Source organism: Actinomadura bangladeshensis (assembly GCF_004348335.1).
GTDB lineage: Bacteria > Actinomycetota > Actinomycetes > Streptosporangiales > Streptosporangiaceae > Spirillospora > Spirillospora bangladeshensis.
In genome coordinates this window covers 1-14,459 of record NZ_SMJW01000032.1, presented here as the reverse complement: position 1 = coordinate 14,459, position 14,459 = coordinate 1, and the positions used below count along the sequence as shown (strand labels likewise).

Annotated in this window: 14 protein-coding genes; 10 read left to right on the top strand and 4 right to left on the bottom strand. The window is 73.4% G+C overall.

Annotated features, from left to right (window positions below; translation table 11 throughout):
• Positions 1-17: 17 nt before the first annotated feature.
• On the top strand, positions 18-971 hold the full coding sequence (egtD, locus tag E1284_RS09015; RefSeq protein WP_131938560.1) for an L-histidine N(alpha)-methyltransferase: 954 nt from the start codon (positions 18-20) through the stop codon (positions 969-971).
• 27 nt (positions 972-998) lie between these two features.
• On the opposite strand, the gene E1284_RS09010 is transcribed toward egtD, so the two are convergent.
• A complete protein-coding gene (locus E1284_RS09010) occupies positions 999-1,802 on the bottom strand; it encodes an SGNH/GDSL hydrolase family protein (RefSeq protein ID WP_131938559.1) in 804 nt (267 codons plus the stop codon).
• A gap of 170 nt (positions 1,803-1,972) precedes the next feature.
• Here E1284_RS09010 and E1284_RS09005 point away from each other — a divergent pair, with 170 nt between their 5' ends.
• Positions 1,973-3,121 (top strand): acyltransferase family protein, encoded by a 1,149-nt coding sequence (locus E1284_RS09005; RefSeq protein ID WP_131938558.1) that lies wholly within the window; start codon positions 1,973-1,975, stop codon positions 3,119-3,121.
• Positions 3,045-4,220 (top strand): hypothetical protein, encoded by a 1,176-nt coding sequence (locus E1284_RS09000; RefSeq protein ID WP_131938557.1) that lies wholly within the window; start codon positions 3,045-3,047, stop codon positions 4,218-4,220. Before E1284_RS09005 ends, E1284_RS09000 begins: the two co-directional genes overlap by 77 nt.
• A gap of 160 nt (positions 4,221-4,380) precedes the next feature.
• On the opposite strand, the gene E1284_RS08995 is transcribed toward E1284_RS09000, so the two are convergent.
• Positions 4,381-4,905 carry a cysteine dioxygenase gene (locus E1284_RS08995; RefSeq protein WP_243714353.1) on the bottom strand — a complete coding sequence of 175 codons (525 nt, stop codon included), beginning with the start codon at positions 4,903-4,905 and terminating at the stop codon, positions 4,381-4,383.
• Between the two features lie 171 nt (positions 4,906-5,076).
• On the opposite strand from E1284_RS08995, the gene E1284_RS08990 reads away from it, so the two are divergent.
• A complete protein-coding gene (locus E1284_RS08990) occupies positions 5,077-6,084 on the top strand; it encodes a LacI family DNA-binding transcriptional regulator (protein WP_131938555.1) in 1,008 nt (335 codons plus the stop codon).
• Positions 6,085-6,090: 6 nt separating this feature from the next.
• On the opposite strand, the gene E1284_RS08985 is transcribed toward E1284_RS08990, so the two are convergent.
• The gene (locus E1284_RS08985; RefSeq protein ID WP_131938554.1) at positions 6,091-7,554 is read right to left on the bottom strand and encodes an aromatic amino acid ammonia-lyase; all 1,464 of its coding nucleotides are present in this window, start codon (positions 7,552-7,554) and stop codon (positions 6,091-6,093) included.
• A gap of 158 nt (positions 7,555-7,712) precedes the next feature.
• Here E1284_RS08985 and E1284_RS08980 point away from each other — a divergent pair, with 158 nt between their 5' ends.
• From E1284_RS08980 to E1284_RS08965, 4 genes are read left to right on the top strand one after another with little or no spacing between them, the layout of a single operon-like run.
• On the top strand, positions 7,713-8,873 hold the full coding sequence (locus E1284_RS08980) for an ABC transporter ATP-binding protein (RefSeq protein WP_131938553.1): 1,161 nt from the start codon (positions 7,713-7,715) through the stop codon (positions 8,871-8,873).
• Positions 8,873-9,523, top strand: coding sequence for an ABC transporter permease (locus E1284_RS08975; protein WP_131938552.1), 651 nt, complete (start codon positions 8,873-8,875; stop codon positions 9,521-9,523). Before E1284_RS08980 ends, E1284_RS08975 begins: the two co-directional genes overlap by 1 nt.
• Positions 9,520-10,206, top strand: a complete 687-nt coding sequence (locus tag E1284_RS08970) for an ABC transporter permease (RefSeq protein WP_131938551.1) — start codon at positions 9,520-9,522, stop codon at positions 10,204-10,206. Before E1284_RS08975 ends, E1284_RS08970 begins: the two co-directional genes overlap by 4 nt.
• Positions 10,207-10,222: 16 nt before the next feature.
• Positions 10,223-11,146 carry an ABC transporter substrate-binding protein gene (locus E1284_RS08965; RefSeq protein WP_131938550.1) on the top strand — a complete coding sequence of 308 codons (924 nt, stop codon included), beginning with the start codon at positions 10,223-10,225 and terminating at the stop codon, positions 11,144-11,146.
• A gap of 46 nt (positions 11,147-11,192) precedes the next feature.
• Here E1284_RS08965 and E1284_RS08960 read toward each other — a convergent pair whose 3' ends face one another.
• The gene (locus E1284_RS08960; RefSeq protein ID WP_131938549.1) at positions 11,193-12,143 is read right to left on the bottom strand and encodes an Lrp/AsnC family transcriptional regulator; all 951 of its coding nucleotides are present in this window, start codon (positions 12,141-12,143) and stop codon (positions 11,193-11,195) included.
• An 85-nt stretch (positions 12,144-12,228) separates the two neighbouring features.
• Here E1284_RS08960 and E1284_RS08955 point away from each other — a divergent pair, with 85 nt between their 5' ends.
• A complete protein-coding gene (locus E1284_RS08955) occupies positions 12,229-13,104 on the top strand; it encodes a VOC family protein (protein WP_131938548.1) in 876 nt (291 codons plus the stop codon).
• Positions 13,101-14,444 carry a carboxylesterase family protein gene (locus E1284_RS08950; RefSeq protein WP_131938547.1) on the top strand — a complete coding sequence of 448 codons (1,344 nt, stop codon included), beginning with the start codon at positions 13,101-13,103 and terminating at the stop codon, positions 14,442-14,444. Before E1284_RS08955 ends, E1284_RS08950 begins: the two co-directional genes overlap by 4 nt.
• The last annotated feature ends 15 nt before the right edge of the window (positions 14,445-14,459 follow it).

Genomic DNA, 14,459 nt, shown 5'->3' with positions numbered 1-14,459 from the left:
GTGAAGGAGAACCACTCGTGGATCGGTTCCTGACCGCCGACGACCTCGCCAAGACGCTCCGCCGGGACGTCCGGGAGGGGCTCACCGGCACGCCGAAGACCCTGCCGCCCAAGTGGTTCTACGACGAGCGCGGCAGCGCGCTCTTCGAGGAGATCACCGAACTGGAGGAGTACTACCCGACCCGGCGCGAGCGGGAGATCCTCGTCGCGCGCGCGCCCGACATCGCCGCGGCCACCGGAGCCGAGACGCTGCTGGAACTCGGCGCCGGATCGGGGGAGAAGACGCGCCTGCTGCTCGACGCGCTCTCCGGCACGCTCCGCTCCTACGTGCCGGTGGACGTGAGCGGCGAGTTCCTCGACGAGGCCGCCGCCGGGATCGCCGCCGACCACCCGGACCTCACCGTCCGGGCGGTCGTCGCCGACTACGAGCAGCACCTGCCGCTGCTGCCCGGCGGCGAGCGGCGGCTCGTCGCCTTCCTCGGCGGGACGATCGGCAACATGCCGCCCGCGGAGCGGATCGGTTTCCTCGGCGGGGTCCGCGCCACCATGGACGGCGGCGACTTCCTGCTGCTCGGCGCCGACCTCGTCAAGGACGAGGGGCGCCTCGTCCGCGCCTACGACGACGCGGCCGGCGTCACCGCCGAGTTCAACCGCAACGTCCTCTACGTCATCAACCGGGAACTGGACGCCGACTTCGACCCGGAGGCGTTCGAGCACGTCGCCGTCTGGAACGCGGCGGAGGAGTGGATCGAGATGCGGCTGCGGTCCACCCGCGACCAGGACGTCCGCGTCGGCGGACTCGACCTCGGCGTGTCGTTCGCGGCGGGGGAGGAGATGCGCACCGAGATCTCCGCCAAGTTCCGCCGCGACCGCCTCGCGGCCGAACTCGGCGCGGCCGGCCTGGAGATCGCCGAGTTCTGGACGGACGGGAGCGGCGACTTCTCCCTCACCCTCGCCCGTCCGGCCGGCTGAGCGCCGGCCCTCCCGACCGGGTGGGCGTCAGCCCTTCCGGACCGGGTGGGCGAGGCCCAGCCGCTTGATGTCCGCGGCCAGGCGGGTCGCCACGTACCGGTGGCCCGCCGGGGTCGGGTGGGTGCGGTCGGCCTTGATGAAGTACGCCGCGTTGCCGGTGCCCGCCGGCCGGTCACCGGTGATCCACTGCTCGCCGATCGGGTCGATGAACGGGATGCCGAGCCGCCCGGCGAGGCCCTTCAGCGCGTCCCGGACCGCGACCACGCCCGGCACCGGGGAGCCCGTCCCCCACAGCGGCCCGAGCAGCACCAGGCGCGTGCCCGGCCAGCGCTGCCGGGCGCGTTCGAGCAGCAGCTGCGCCGCCGCCGCGACCTGCGGCGCCGGGACCCGCCAGTCGTTGTGGCCGCCGGACACGATCAGCATGTCCGGCGCGGGCCGCCAGCCGAGCTGGCTCTCGAACAGGCTGAGGAACGCCTGCGTCCCGCGCCCCTTCACGACGTACCCGGTGCCGGAGCGGCCGCCGACGACGACCTGCCAGCCGAACAGCCGCGCGGTCGCGGACGCGTACGTCGACTCCGGCTGGACGCCCCGGTCGCCGACCGTGTAGCTGTCGCCGAGGAACATCACCACGGGCGGGGCCGTGCGGGCCCCGCCGTCCTTCGCGGCGCCCTTCACCGGGCCCGCCGCGGGCCCTTTCCCCGGGCCGTCGGCCGCGGCCGGCTTGTGCACCGAACCCGCGAGCACGGAGCAGCCGGCGACCGACAGGACCGCCACCAGGCAGAGGCACAGCACCGAAGTCGCCGTGCCGCGTCGGGCGCGGCGAGAAGTCATGGAGGACCACCCAAACGTTCCAGGGGATGCACTCCGCATCTTACTGATCCGCCGCCCCCGCCGGGGCTCGTCGCGCCTCACCGGCCGCGCGCCGCGATCTCCACCGTGCGTTCACCGCGGGCTCATCTCGCGGATCGCGGCGGGAAACCCGGGGGCGGGACGGTGCCGCGGTGACGGTGACCCGGCGGGAACGGCTGAGCGAACTCGACCTGCTGCGCTTCGCGGCGGCGCTGGCGGTGGTGCTGTACCACTTCACGGGCTTCGGCGGGGCCGGGCCCTGGCCGGCGCCCGCGCGCGAGGTGTTCCCCGACGTCGCGGCGGTCACCCGGTTCGGGTACCTCGGCGTCGACCTGTTCTTCGTGATCAGCGGGTTCGTGATCCTGATGAGCGCGTGGGGGCGCGGACCGGGCGAGTTCGGGGTGTCGCGGCTCGTCCGGCTGATGCCCGCCTACTGGGTGAGCGTCCTGCTCGGCGCCGTCGTGTACGCGGTGTTCCGGCAGGGGAACGGTGTGCCGGGCCTCGTCCTGCCGAACCTGACCATGCTGCAGGGCGGGCTCGGCCTGAAGAACGTGGACGCCGTGTACTGGACGCTCTGGGTCGAGCTCCACTTCTACGTGCTCATCGCCGTGCTCGCGAGCATCGGCATCACCTACCGGTCGTGCCTCGTCTTCATGGCCGTGTGGCTGTTCGCCGGGGTGTACGCCGATGAGGCCGACAACGACCTGCTCCAGGTGATGCTGATCCCGACCTGGAGCTGCTACTTCATCGCGGGCATGGCGCTCTACATGATCCACCGGTTCGGGCCGACGCTGCTGCTGTGGGGATACGTCGCCGTGTCCTACCTGATCGCGCTGCACTGGGGCGCCTGGCGGGCGGAGCACGTCTTCCGGGGAGCGGACGAGACCGCGGTCAGCGGCGTCATCACCGGGATCTTCGCGGTGATGATCCTGGTGGCGACCGGACGGCTGCGGCGGCTGCGGTGGTCCCGGCTGACGCTCCTCGGGGCGCTCACGTATCCGCTCTACCTCGTCCACTCGCAGCTCGCGCTGCCGCTGCTGGACGCGCTGTACCCGGCCGCCGGCAGATGGACGGCGCTTGGCCTGGTGGTCGCCGCGTCGCTGCTGGGCGCCTACGCCGTCCACCGGCTGGTCGAGCGCCCGGGAGCGGCCTGGATGCGCGCCCGCCTGCGCGCATCGCTGGAGCCCATGCGGCGCCCGGCGGAACCGTCTAGATTTGCCGATCATGATGGATGGCGCGGTCCTGATCTCAACACTGATCAGCCTCGCAGCCGCACCCCGCTGGACGCGGCGCACAGATGAACCCGGGGCGGGGCGCCGGCGCCGCCGCTGGGCCCGTCCGGAAACGTTCCTGGGCCTGGTCGTCGGGCTTGTGTACGTCAACCAGGTGCTCTTCACCGTCTACATGCTGCGCGTCCACGACGGGGACGCGTCCTTCATCGCGAAGTACCTGCCGGAGGGGTACTTCGCTCTCGCGGACGGCTCGGCCATGCGCGGCCTGGCCGAGCACTTCCCGAATCCAGAACTGCTGGCGCCGTCCCTGCTGCGGGTGCAGGCGTTCCTTGAACTACCGTTCGCCCTCCTCGCCTACGTGACGGTTCTCCGCTGGCTGGATCGCGGCCTGTACCGGCGCCTGGTGAGTTCATGGCTGGTGTGGGCGGCGTCGTTCTCCTACACGTTCGTCTTCTGCGTGGTGGAGTGGGACCTGCACAACCCCTACACGATCGACGACATCGTGATCCGGGTGTGCTCCGCCGTACTCACCCCCGTCCTTCTCCAGTGGCTGGCCAGGCAGGAGGGGGATGGCTCCGAGCGTGCTTCGTTCGCACAGATGCTTCTCTTCGCCGTGTCCACCTGGGCTTTGGGGCACCTCGTCCTGTTCGTGTACGAGACCGCTCTGCTCTACAACCTGGGCCATGTGGGCGGACGTCTGCCGAGCGCGCTCGTCACGCTGTGCGTTCTCGCGGGTGCGCGTGTGGCCTCGTCCCGCCTTCCGGACGGTGAGGCCGGTGTCGCGCTGTCGTCCGTCGCCGCCGGGTTGCGGTGGGCGCTGCTGCTCTTCTTCGTCCCGGCCTTGGCCGTCCGGTACGGCGTCAACTTCGGCACTCCGCTCATCGCGGCGGCAGCGGGCCTCGCCGTCTGCCTGGCCGCCGCGATATTCGCCCTGCGGGAAACGCTCTCGGGCACCGGTACGACCCGAACCGCCGTGTGGGCGGCGCAGACGGCGGTCGCGCTCCTCGCCGGGGCCGCGGCCGGGTACGCCGCCCTCCAGTTGGTGACGGACGCCTATTACGAAGCGGGCCTACTCAGGGCGGCCGGCGCCGCCTTCGCCGCCGCCGTCGCCGTGTGCGCGGTGACCGACCGGTGGCTCGCCCGCCGCCGGGCGGTCACGCCGGTGTGACGTTTCCCGGATGTCCGACGCTGAACGAGATGTGAGCGTCCGGCCGATGTGAGCGGGCGTCGGCCGGACGCCTTCCTCCGACGGGCCCGCATCCCCCGGTCGGGCCCGCCGGAGGCACCGGTCGGCCCCACCAGGTCTGGAACGGTCCCGCCGGAACGGGTCAGGCGGGGTCGTCCGGCGGCCGCAGCTCGTCGGTGTAGCTCACCGACAGGCGCCGCATCACGCCCGACTCGTCGACCGAGTACTGGCCGAGGCGCCACAGCGGCGGCGAGTAGGCGTGGATCGACACGCTCGCGTCCTCCACGCCGGTGAGCCGGTGGATGTGGTCGGGGCCGAACGCGAACGACTCGCCCTCCTTGACCACCGTCCGCCGCGGCTCGCCGCCCATGCGCGGGTTGTTCTCCTCGATGGCCCCGGCGACGACGCGGACGGCGCCGGAGGAGACGTCGTGGTCGTGCCATCCCGTGTCGTTCTCCGGCGTCCAGCAGAGCAGCCAGACGTCGACGTGCTCGTCCCGGTGGAGGGACGCGTAGTGGCGGCGCCCCTCGGGGAAGGCGACGTGCTGCCGCCACAGGCCGGGCCGCCCGGCCAGGTCGTCGACCAGCTCCCGCAGTTCGCGCTCGTCGAGGGGGCGGCCGGGCAGGTTCTCCAAGCCGGCGGCGCGGGGCAGGACCTCCGAAGACACGGTTGCGTTCCTTTCCGTTTCTGTTGCCGGACGCGGTTCCGGGCGCGGCGAAGCCGCAGCGCAGGGGGGACTGAACCGCATCAGTAAACCGTTTCAGTGAACCGCTTCAGTGCTCGCGCCGTCAAGGGCGGGGCCGTTGCTCTGTCGGCGGCGGCCTCTAGGGTTGGAGGGATGTCGGAGAAGCGCAAGCGCGCGACCATCCGGGAAGTGGCGCAGGCGACCGGTTTGTCGCCTGCCGCGGTGTCGTACGCGCTGCGCGGCATCCAGACCTCGGAGGAGACGCAGGAGCGGGTCCGCGCCGCGGCGGACGAGCTCGGCTACGAGGCCCACCCGATCGCGCGCGCCCTCGCCAGCGGCCGCACCGGCCAGGTCGGGCTGCTGTGCGGCTCCCTGGAGGACTACTGGCAGCAGTCCCTCGCGGTCGGCATCGGCCGCGCGCTGCTCGCCCGCGACCGCTACGCCCTCATCGTGGACGCGGGCGGCGACCCCGAGCGGGAGCTCGCCCTCGCCCGCCGGCTCCGCGACCAGCGGGTGGACGGCCTGATCGTGCAGCCGCTCGACCCGTCCGCCGCGCTCTGGCCGGAGCTGGCGGAGACGGTCCCGGTCGTGTCCATCGGCGACGCGCTGCACGGCGGGCAGGCGCAGGGCGAGGTCGTCTTCGACAACCGGCGCGGCGTCACGCTCGCGCTGGAGCACCTGCGCGGCCTCGGGCACCAGCGCGTCACCGTGTTCACCCCGACGCAGGCGAGCACCCCCGACCGACCCGCCGACGTGCACGTCAACGCCGAGGCCGAGCGGCTGGGGCTCCGGGTCGACGTCGTCGTCGTCCCGCAGGCCCTCGGCGAGGCCACCGAGGTCGCGCTGCGGGTGCTCGGCGGGCCGGGCCGCCCGTCCGCGGTGTTCTGCTTCGCCGACTCCATCGCCTACGGCGTCTATGCCGCGACGCGCGAGCTGGGGCTGGACGTGCCCGGCGACGTCGCGGTCTGCGGGTACGACAACCATCCGATGTCGGCGCTGCTCACCCCGCCGCTCACCACCGTCGACTGGGACATCGACGGCATCGTCCACTCCGCCGTCCGGCTGATCGTCGACGTCATCGACGGCAAGCCGCGCAAGCGCCGCGTGGTGCGCGAGCCGTCGCTGCGCGTCCGCGCGTCCACGGGCGGCGCGCCGGGGTAGGGGGCGTCACGGATGCAGCCGGGCCAGCCGGGGCAGGAGGTCGGCCGCCGCCGCGATGTCGGTGTCGAGCGGGCGGTCCTCGACGCGCGGATCGAGGACGGTGCCGGCCAGGTCGACCGCCGCGCGCAGCGGCCCGCCGGACGGCGCGCGCCCCTGCATCCGCAGCGCCCGGACGGCGGCGACCAGCTCGCAGCCGAGCCCGAGCCGGTAGGCGGCGACGGCGTCGGTCGTCGCGCGCGCCGACTGGGTGGAGAAGCCCGCGTGCTCCTCGACGCCCCGCGACAGGACCGCGCTGCCGAGCGCCGCCGGGGTCGCCAGGCGCCGGACGTCGGCGAGGCACGAGTGCGCCACGTACTCCAGGATCATGATCCCGGACGACGCCTCCGTGGCGCCCTGGAAAGGGTAGAGGCCGGTGAACGACGGCTCGGCGAGCGTCCCGAGGCGGGCGGCGGCCAGCGCCATCGTCTGGAACAGCGCGGCGCGCGCCGAGTCCAGGGCGAGGCCGACGTAGGCGGTGTGGAAGTTGCCGTTGTGCCAGACCGTCAGGCCGGGGGCGTCGACCAGCGGGTTCTCGGCGGCGGCGTTGATCTCGCGGGTGACGACCTCCTCGGCGTAGCGGGCCGCCTCCAGCGCCGGCCCGTGCACCTGCGGGAACGCCCGGTACCCGTACGGGTCCTGGATGCGCATCGGCGCGGGCTGGTCGAAGGCGAGCAGCGCCCGCATCGCCGCCGCCGCGTCCTGCTGGCCGGGGTGCGGGCACGCGTCCTGCACCGGCTGCGCGTACGGCTCGCCCGACCCCCGCACGGCGAAGTGCGACAGCGCCGCGACGACCGTGGACGCGCGCAGCATCTCCCGCAGGTCGGCGACCGCGAGCGCCGCCTCGCCGAGCGTCGCGGCGTTGGAGCTGATGAACGCGAGCGCGTCGGCGGACTGCAGCCGGTAGCCGGGCCCGCGCGGCGGCGCCTCCTCCGGGTCGGCCAGCCACGGCCGCTCGCCGAGCAGGCACAGCGCGGTCGACGCGAGCGCCGTCAGGTCGCCGGTGCCGATCGCCCCGTACACCGGCACCGGAGGAAGGAGACCCAGGTTGAGGACGTCCGCGAGGGCCTGCAGCGCGCCCGGCTCCACCCCCGACCCGCCCGCCGCGATCTGGTTCAGCCGGACCGTCAGCATCGCCCGGACGATCTCCGGCGCGACCAGCGGCCCGGCGCCGGCCGCGTGGCTGCGCAGCAGGCGCAGGCCGTGCGCGTCGGCGTCCTCCCACTCCACGTCCACGACGCGGTTGGCGCCGACGCCGGTGGTCCGCCCGTACACCGGCTGCGCCGCGGCGATCTCGCGGGCGGCGCGCCAGGCGGCGCGGGCGCGTTCAGTGCCGTCCGGAGATATGGCAACTGTCACATCCTCGCGGGCGGCGCGGACGACGTGGGCGCAGGTGAGCGCGGTTCCGTCGATAACGATTCGGCTGTTCTCCACGCGGCTGCGCTACTTTCCCCGGTTTACCGGTAGTTATCCTCGACATCTCATGTTTGGACAAGCTGGGACATCGAGGCGACCGTACCCATTGGTTACGGTTGGGTCGTAGGCCGAAATCGATCATCGGCGTCACGGGCGCCCAACGAGGACGTGAATCGTTGATCACCTTTGAGGGCGTCACCAAGCGCTACCCCGGCGGCACCGTCGCCCTGGACGATGTCAGCCTCGAATGCCCCACGGGCCGCATCACCGTGTTCGTCGGCACGTCCGGCGGCGGCAAGACCACGGCGCTGCGGACCATCAACCGGATGGTCGACCCGACCTCCGGCAGGGTCCTCATCGACGGACAGGACGTCCGCGAGCGCAAGCCCGCCGAGCTGCGGCGCGGCATCGGCTACGTCATCCAGCACGCGGGGCTGTTCCCGCACCGCACCGTCCAGGACAACATCGCCACCGTCCCGTACCTGGTCGGGTGGAACAAGAAGAAGGCGCGGGAGCGGGCGCTGGAGCTGATGGAGCGGGTCGGGCTGGAGCCGTCGATGGCCAGGCGCTACCCGTTCCAGCTGTCCGGCGGCCAGCAGCAGCGCGTCGGCGTCGCGCGGGCGCTCGCCGCCGACCCGCCGATCATGCTGATGGACGAGCCGTTCAGCGCCGTCGACCCCGTCGTCCGCGGCGAGCTGCAGGACGAGTTCCTCCGCCTCCAGGACGAGCTGCACAAGACGATCGTGTTCGTCACCCACGACGTCGACGAGGCCATCAAGCTCGGCGACCGGATCGCGGTGTTCCAGACCGGCGGGAAACTCGTCCAGATCGACAGCCCCGAAGACCTGCTGGCCCGCCCCGCGAACGACTTCGTCGCCGGCTTCATCGGGCACGACCGCGGCATCCGGCGGCTGTCGTTCGTCCCGTCCTCGGCGGTGCCGCTGAACGAGCGGGACGTCCTGCCGTCCGACACGCCCGTGTCGGAGGCGCCGTCCGGCGGCTGGGTCCTGGTCGTGGACGGCGACCGGCGCCCGCTCGGCTGGGCCTCGGCGGACGTCCTGCCCTCGTCCGGCGTGCTGGGCGACGCGCGGCTCGCGCCGATCGGGCACACCTTCGACACCGAGTCCGACTCCGTCCGGGCCGCGCTCGACGCCGCGATCCTGTCGCCGTCCGGCCGCGCCGTGAGCGTCGACGCCGCCGGGCGGCTCGTGGGCGTCGCCGACCAGCACGACCTGAGCGCCGCCATCGCCCGCTCCGGCCGCGGCGTCGAACCCGGCGCCGCCGGCGGCACGGCCGGCGACGCGGGCGCGCCGTCCCTCGCGAAGGAGGGCGGCTGATGGACATCGACTGGGGCTGGATCGGCGAGCACACCGACTCGCTCGGCGAGCACGCCGTCCTGCACCTGCGGCTCGCCCTGCTGCCGGTGCTGTTCGGGCTGCTCATCTCGCTGCCGCTCGGCGTGGCGTGCCGCCGCTGGGGCTGGCTGTACCCGCCGGCGCTGACGCTCGCGAACATCATGTACGCGATCCCGTCGCTCGCGCTGTTCATGCTGTTCATCGACTACACGGGCCTCAACCCGTCCACGGTGATGATCCCGCTGACCCTCTACAGCCTGTCGGTGCTCGTCCCGAACGTGGTGGACGGGCTGGCGTCGGTGTCCGAACCCGTCCGGCAGGCGGCCACCGCGATGGGCTTCGGGCCGCTGCGCCGGCTCCTGCAGGTCGAGCTGCCGATCGCGGTGCCGATCGTCATCGCCGGGACGCGCGTCGCGGCCGTCTCCTCCATCAGCCTCGTCGCCGTCGGCCAGCTGATCGGGCAGGGCGGGCTCGGCGCCGACATCATCCGCGGCTACCAGCTGCAGTTCCAGACGCAGATCGTCGCGGCGACCGCCCTGATCATCCTGCTGGCCCTCGCCACGGACGCGATCCTCGTCCTGGTCCAGCGCGTGCTCACCCCGTGGGCCCGAGCCCGGGGAGCGTCCGCATGAACGGCCTGTGGAACCAGATCGACCTGTTCTGGAGCTGGCTGACCGCCTCGTCCCAGTGGCACGGCGCCGACGGCATCCCGCACCGGCTGGTCCAGCACCTCTACTACAGCGGCGTGTCGCTGCTGGCCGCCGCCGTGATCGGGCTGGCGCTCGGCCTGCTCATCGGGCACACCGGCCGGGGCGGCTTCCTCGCGATCACCCTCGCGAACTTCGCCCGCGCCATCCCCACCTTCGGGCTCATCCTGTTCATCGTCGTGATCGAGTACAGCATCACGCCGGTGCTGATCGCGCTGGTGGCGCTGGCCGTCCCGCCGATCCTGGTGAACACCTACGAGGGCGTCCGCGGCGTCGACGCCGACGCGAAGGACGCGGCCCGCGGCATGGGCATGACCGGCTGGGGCGTCCTGTGGCACGCGGAGCTGCCGATGGCGCTGCCGCTGATCCTGCTCGGGCTCCGCACGTCCGCGATCCAGGTCGTCGCCACCGCCACCATCGCCGCCTACCCCGGCTTCGGCGGCCTCGGCCGCTACATCATCGACGGGCTCGCCCGCAACGACTACCAGCTCGTCATCGGCGGGACCGTGCTCGTCGTGCTGCTCGCACTGATCGTCCAGTTCGTCTTCGCGGCGCTGCGCCGCGTCGTGATCTCGCCGGGCCTGCTCGGCTCCGCCCGTTCCTCCTGACCGAAGGACAACGACCATGAAGAAACTCATCCGTGGCGCGGCGATCGGCCTCGTGGCCGCCCTGGCGCTGTCGGCGTGCGGCGGCGGGGACTCCGGCGACGACAAGAACCCGCTCGCCGGCGGCGGCAAGAGCGGCACGATCACCGTCGGCGGCGCCAACTTCCCCGAGAGCAACCTGCTCGCCGAGATCTACGCCCAGGCCCTTGAGTCCAAGGACATCAAGGTCACCCGCAAGTTCGACATCGGCGCCCGCGAGATCTACTACGACCAGGTCGTCAAGGGCGGCATCAGCGTGATGCCCGAGTACAACGGCGCCCTGCTGACCACGTCGGTCGACAAGAACAGCACGGCCGCGACCACCGAGGAGATCAACGCCGCCCTCAAGGCGAAGCTGCCGCCGTCGGTCGAGATCCTGGACTCGGCCGCGGCCGAGGACAAGGACTCCGTCACCGTCAACCCGCAGACGGCCGCCAAGTACAACCTGAAGTCCATCGCCGACCTGAAGCCGGTCGCCAAGGACCTCACCATCGCCGGCCCCTCGGAGTTCAAGACCCGCCAGCAGGGCCTCGTCGGCCTGCAGAAGGTCTACGGCCTGGAGTTCAAGAAGTTCCAGCCGTTCGACGCCGGCGCGCAGGCCACCCTGGTGAAGCTCCTCACCGAGAACAAGATCCAGGCCGCCGACCTGTTCACCACCGACCCGACCATCCAGCAGAACAAGCTGGTCGTCCTCGAAGACCCCGAGAACGTCTTCAGCGCCCAGAACGTCACGCCGCTGGTCAACAAGGAGGCGGTGAACGACCAGGCGAAGGCGGCCCTGAACGCCGTCTCCGCCAAGCTCACCACCCAGGACCTCCTGGACATGATGAAGCGCATCGCCATCGACAAGGACGACCAGGAGAAGGTCGCCGAAGACTGGCTGAAGAAGTCCGGCCTCGCCTGACACCCCGCTCCGGAAAGGCCCGCCGCGCACCTCGCGGCGGGCCTTTCTAGGCCGCGGGGGCGACGCGTTTGGCGTAGGAGGTGATCGGGGCGGTCTCCACCCGCTCGACGCCGTCCAGGGAGCCGATCCGGTCGCTGAGGTAGGTGTAGAGGGCGTCCTCGTCCCGGCAGACCGCGATCGCCAGGAGGTTGTGCGGTCCGGTCGTCGCGCCGACGAACGCCGCCTCCGCGTCGGCGGCGAGGGCGCGGGCGGTCGCGGCGAGGCGGGACGGGACGACCGTCAGCCAGAGCAGGCACTGGGTCGGGAAGCCGAGCAGCGCCGGATCCACCTCCACGTCGAAGCGGAGCGTGCCCGAGCGGCACAGGTCCGCCAGCCGGCGGCGGACCGCCGACTCCGACCAGCCGACGCGGCGCGCAAGGTCCGGGTAGGCGGCCCGCCCGTCGGCGGCCAGGGCGGGCAGCAGCCGGCGGTCGAGATCGGTCAGCGCGACCGGGGCGGCGCCGCCGGGGGCCGGTGGCCGGAGCGCGGAGACCTGCTCGCCGGTCAGCGCCGACGTCCGGCCGATCCAGCGGCGCTCCATCAGGTGGCGCAGCAGCCGGTGCGCCTGCACATCGAGGACGTGCGGATGGCGGGCCAGCGCCGCGAGCGGCGCGGGCCGCCCGCCGGGTGCGCGCATGATGCAGACGATCTCGGTGCCGCTGGACAGTACGGTCACCCAGGCGGTGTCGGGCCGCCGCGCCAGCGCCCGGGCCAGCGCGCCGGCGCCCGCGGGCGCCGCCCGCAGGCGCACCAGCCATTCGCCGTCGCCGACGCCGCGGCTGTCGACCACGGCCGTGACGCGGGCCGCGCCGGCGGCGCGCAGCCGCGCGAAGCGGCGGGCCGCCGTCCGGTCGGAGACGCCGAGGACGCCGGCGATCCGGCTGAAGGGGGCGCGCCCGTCGAGATGGAGCGCGTGCAGCAGCCCCAAGTCGACCGGGTCGAGCATGACCGAATCCACCCGCCAATGGTAGTTCCGTGTCGGATCACGGCGTGTGCTCCGCTCCCCGGGGACGGGGCCGCGGCCGCCGGTGCAGCATCGCCGCATGACGCACGACATTCACGGCTTCCACCACACCGGCATCGTGACCCGCGACCTGGACGCGCTGGAGCGCACCTACCTCTCGTTCGGGTTCACCCTGAGCCCCCGTTCGCGGCACCTGCTGAACGAGCGTCCCGGAGAGCCGCCGGTGCCGGGGTGCACGGCCAACCGGTGCGCCCTGTTCGGCGGCGCCTACATCGAACTGCTGGGCATCGTGGACGAGTCGGCCCCCGACCCCTGGCGCACGAAGGCCATGGTCGACGAGTACGAGGGGTTCCGGCTGCTCAACTTCGACACCGGCGACGCCGAGGCCGTCGACCGGCGGCTGACCGCCGCCGGGCTGCGCACCTCCGGCGTCCTGGACCTGGAACGCGACGTCGACACCGGGGACGGGACCCGCACCATGCGGGCCCGCGCCCTGCACCTCGACCCCCGCACGACCCCCGAGGCGTATGTGGGCATCGCGCAGCACCTCACCCGCGAGTACGTCCACCAGCCGCGCTACCTGCGCCACCGCAACGGCGCGCGGGCCCTGGAGGCCGTGCTGCTCGTGGTCGCCGACGCCGATGCCGAGGCGGTCACCGCCCGGTACGCCCGCATCCTGCGGACCGAACCCCGGCGGCATGGGCCGCGCACGGTGCTGGAGCTCGCGGCCGGACGCCTGGAGATCGTCCGGGCCTCGGACGCGGACGAGGTCCTGCCCGGCGAGCCCGCGCCGGCCGCGTCCTACCCCGCCGCCATGACCGTCGCGGTCGACGACGTCGCCGCGGCGCGCGCCATCGTCGAGGAGGGCGGCACCGCGACCCGCGCCGTCGACGGCGGCTTCCTCGTCTCCGCCCGCGACGCCTGCGGCGCCGCCCTGCTCTTCACCGCCCGATGATCGCCGAAACGGGCGCGGGCCGGTTCCGCGGCGTCCCCGCCGGCCCGGTCACCGCCTTCCGCGGCGTCCCCTACGCCCTCGCCGACCGGTTCGCCGCGCCCCGGCCGGTGCCGCCCCGGCCCGGCGTCCGGGACGCCGCCGCGCCCGGCCCGGCCGCACCGCAGCACCCCTCCCGGCTGGAGCGCGTCATGGGCGCCTTCCAGACGCCGCAGGCCGAGCAATGCCTCTACCTGAACGTGTGGGCACCGCCCGGCGAGGGCCATCCGGTCCTGGTGTTCGTGCACGGCGGCGGCTTCATGAGCGGCTCCGGCGGACTGGACTGGTACGACGGGGCGGAACTGGCCGCGAGCGGCGACATGGTGGTGGTGACCCTCAACTACCGTCTCGGCGCGCTCGGGTTCCTCCGCCTGCCCGGAGTGAGCGACGGCAATCTGGGGCTGCTCGACCAGCTGGCCGCGCTGCACTGGATCCGCGACAACATCGCGGCCTTCGGCGGCGACCCCGGCGACGTCACGGTGTCCGGGCAGTCCGCGGGCGCCCAGTCCATCCTGGCGCTGCTCTCCGGCGGGCGGGCGCGCGGGCTGTTCCGCCGCGCGATCCTGCAGAGCGCGCCCGCCGGCATGCTCCCCGCACCGCCGGACGTGGCCGAGCGCACCGGCCGCCTGCTGCTGGACGAACTCGGCATCGAGCCGGGCGGCGCCGCCCGCCTCGCAGGCGTCCCGGTCGCCGGCCTGCTGGCCGCCCAGGGCGCCGTCGCCCGCCGCACCGCCGTCCCGCTCAGCGCCGTCCCGCCGTTCCAGCTCGTCGCCGACGGGGATCTGGTGGCGGCGGACCCGGTCCGCGAGGTCGGTACGCGCGCCGCCGGCGGCGTCGAACTGCTGATGGGCACCACCCGCGACGAGGCGGCGGCGTTCTTCGCGCGCGACGACCAGGTGGCGGCACTAGCTCCGGACGTACTGGCGGGCATCGCCGCCGACTGGTTCGGCGACCCGGGGCGTGCGGCACCGGGCGGCCGGACCACGGCGCGGATCGCCATCGACATGGCCACCGACCAGATGTTCCGCGAACCGATGCTGCGCCTGGCGCGATCGCTCACCGACGGCGGGGCCGCGCCGTGGCTGTACCGCTTCGACTGGCACCCGCCGCGCAGCGCCTACGGCGCCTGCCACTGCATCGAACTGCCGTTCACGCTGGGCACCGCGGCCGCCTGGCGCGACGCGCCCATGCTCGACGGCGCCGCGCCCGCCGACCTGGTCCGCCGGGTACGCCGCGCTTGGAGCGGCTTCGTCCGGCGGGGCGATCCGGGCTGGAACACGGGCACCACCCACCACTTCGCCTGATGCTCGGGGGGGGGG

Excerpts from the sequence above, each read along its gene's own strand:
- E1284_RS09010 (WP_131938559.1), bottom strand. The coding sequence starts at position 1,802 with ATGACTTCTCGCCGCGCCCGACGCGGCACGGCGACTTCGGTGCTGTGC.
- E1284_RS09000 (WP_131938557.1), top strand. The coding sequence starts at position 3,045 with ATGATGGATGGCGCGGTCCTGATCTCAACACTGATCAGCCTCGCAGCC.
- E1284_RS08990 (WP_131938555.1), top strand. The coding sequence starts at position 5,077 with ATGTCGGAGAAGCGCAAGCGCGCGACCATCCGGGAAGTGGCGCAGGCG.
- E1284_RS08975 (WP_131938552.1), top strand. The coding sequence starts at position 8,873 with ATGGACATCGACTGGGGCTGGATCGGCGAGCACACCGACTCGCTCGGC.
- E1284_RS08970 (WP_131938551.1), top strand. The coding sequence starts at position 9,520 with ATGAACGGCCTGTGGAACCAGATCGACCTGTTCTGGAGCTGGCTGACC.
- E1284_RS08965 (WP_131938550.1), top strand. The coding sequence starts at position 10,223 with ATGAAGAAACTCATCCGTGGCGCGGCGATCGGCCTCGTGGCCGCCCTG.
- E1284_RS08955 (WP_131938548.1), top strand. The coding sequence starts at position 12,229 with ATGACGCACGACATTCACGGCTTCCACCACACCGGCATCGTGACCCGC.
- E1284_RS08950 (WP_131938547.1), top strand. The coding sequence starts at position 13,101 with ATGATCGCCGAAACGGGCGCGGGCCGGTTCCGCGGCGTCCCCGCCGGC.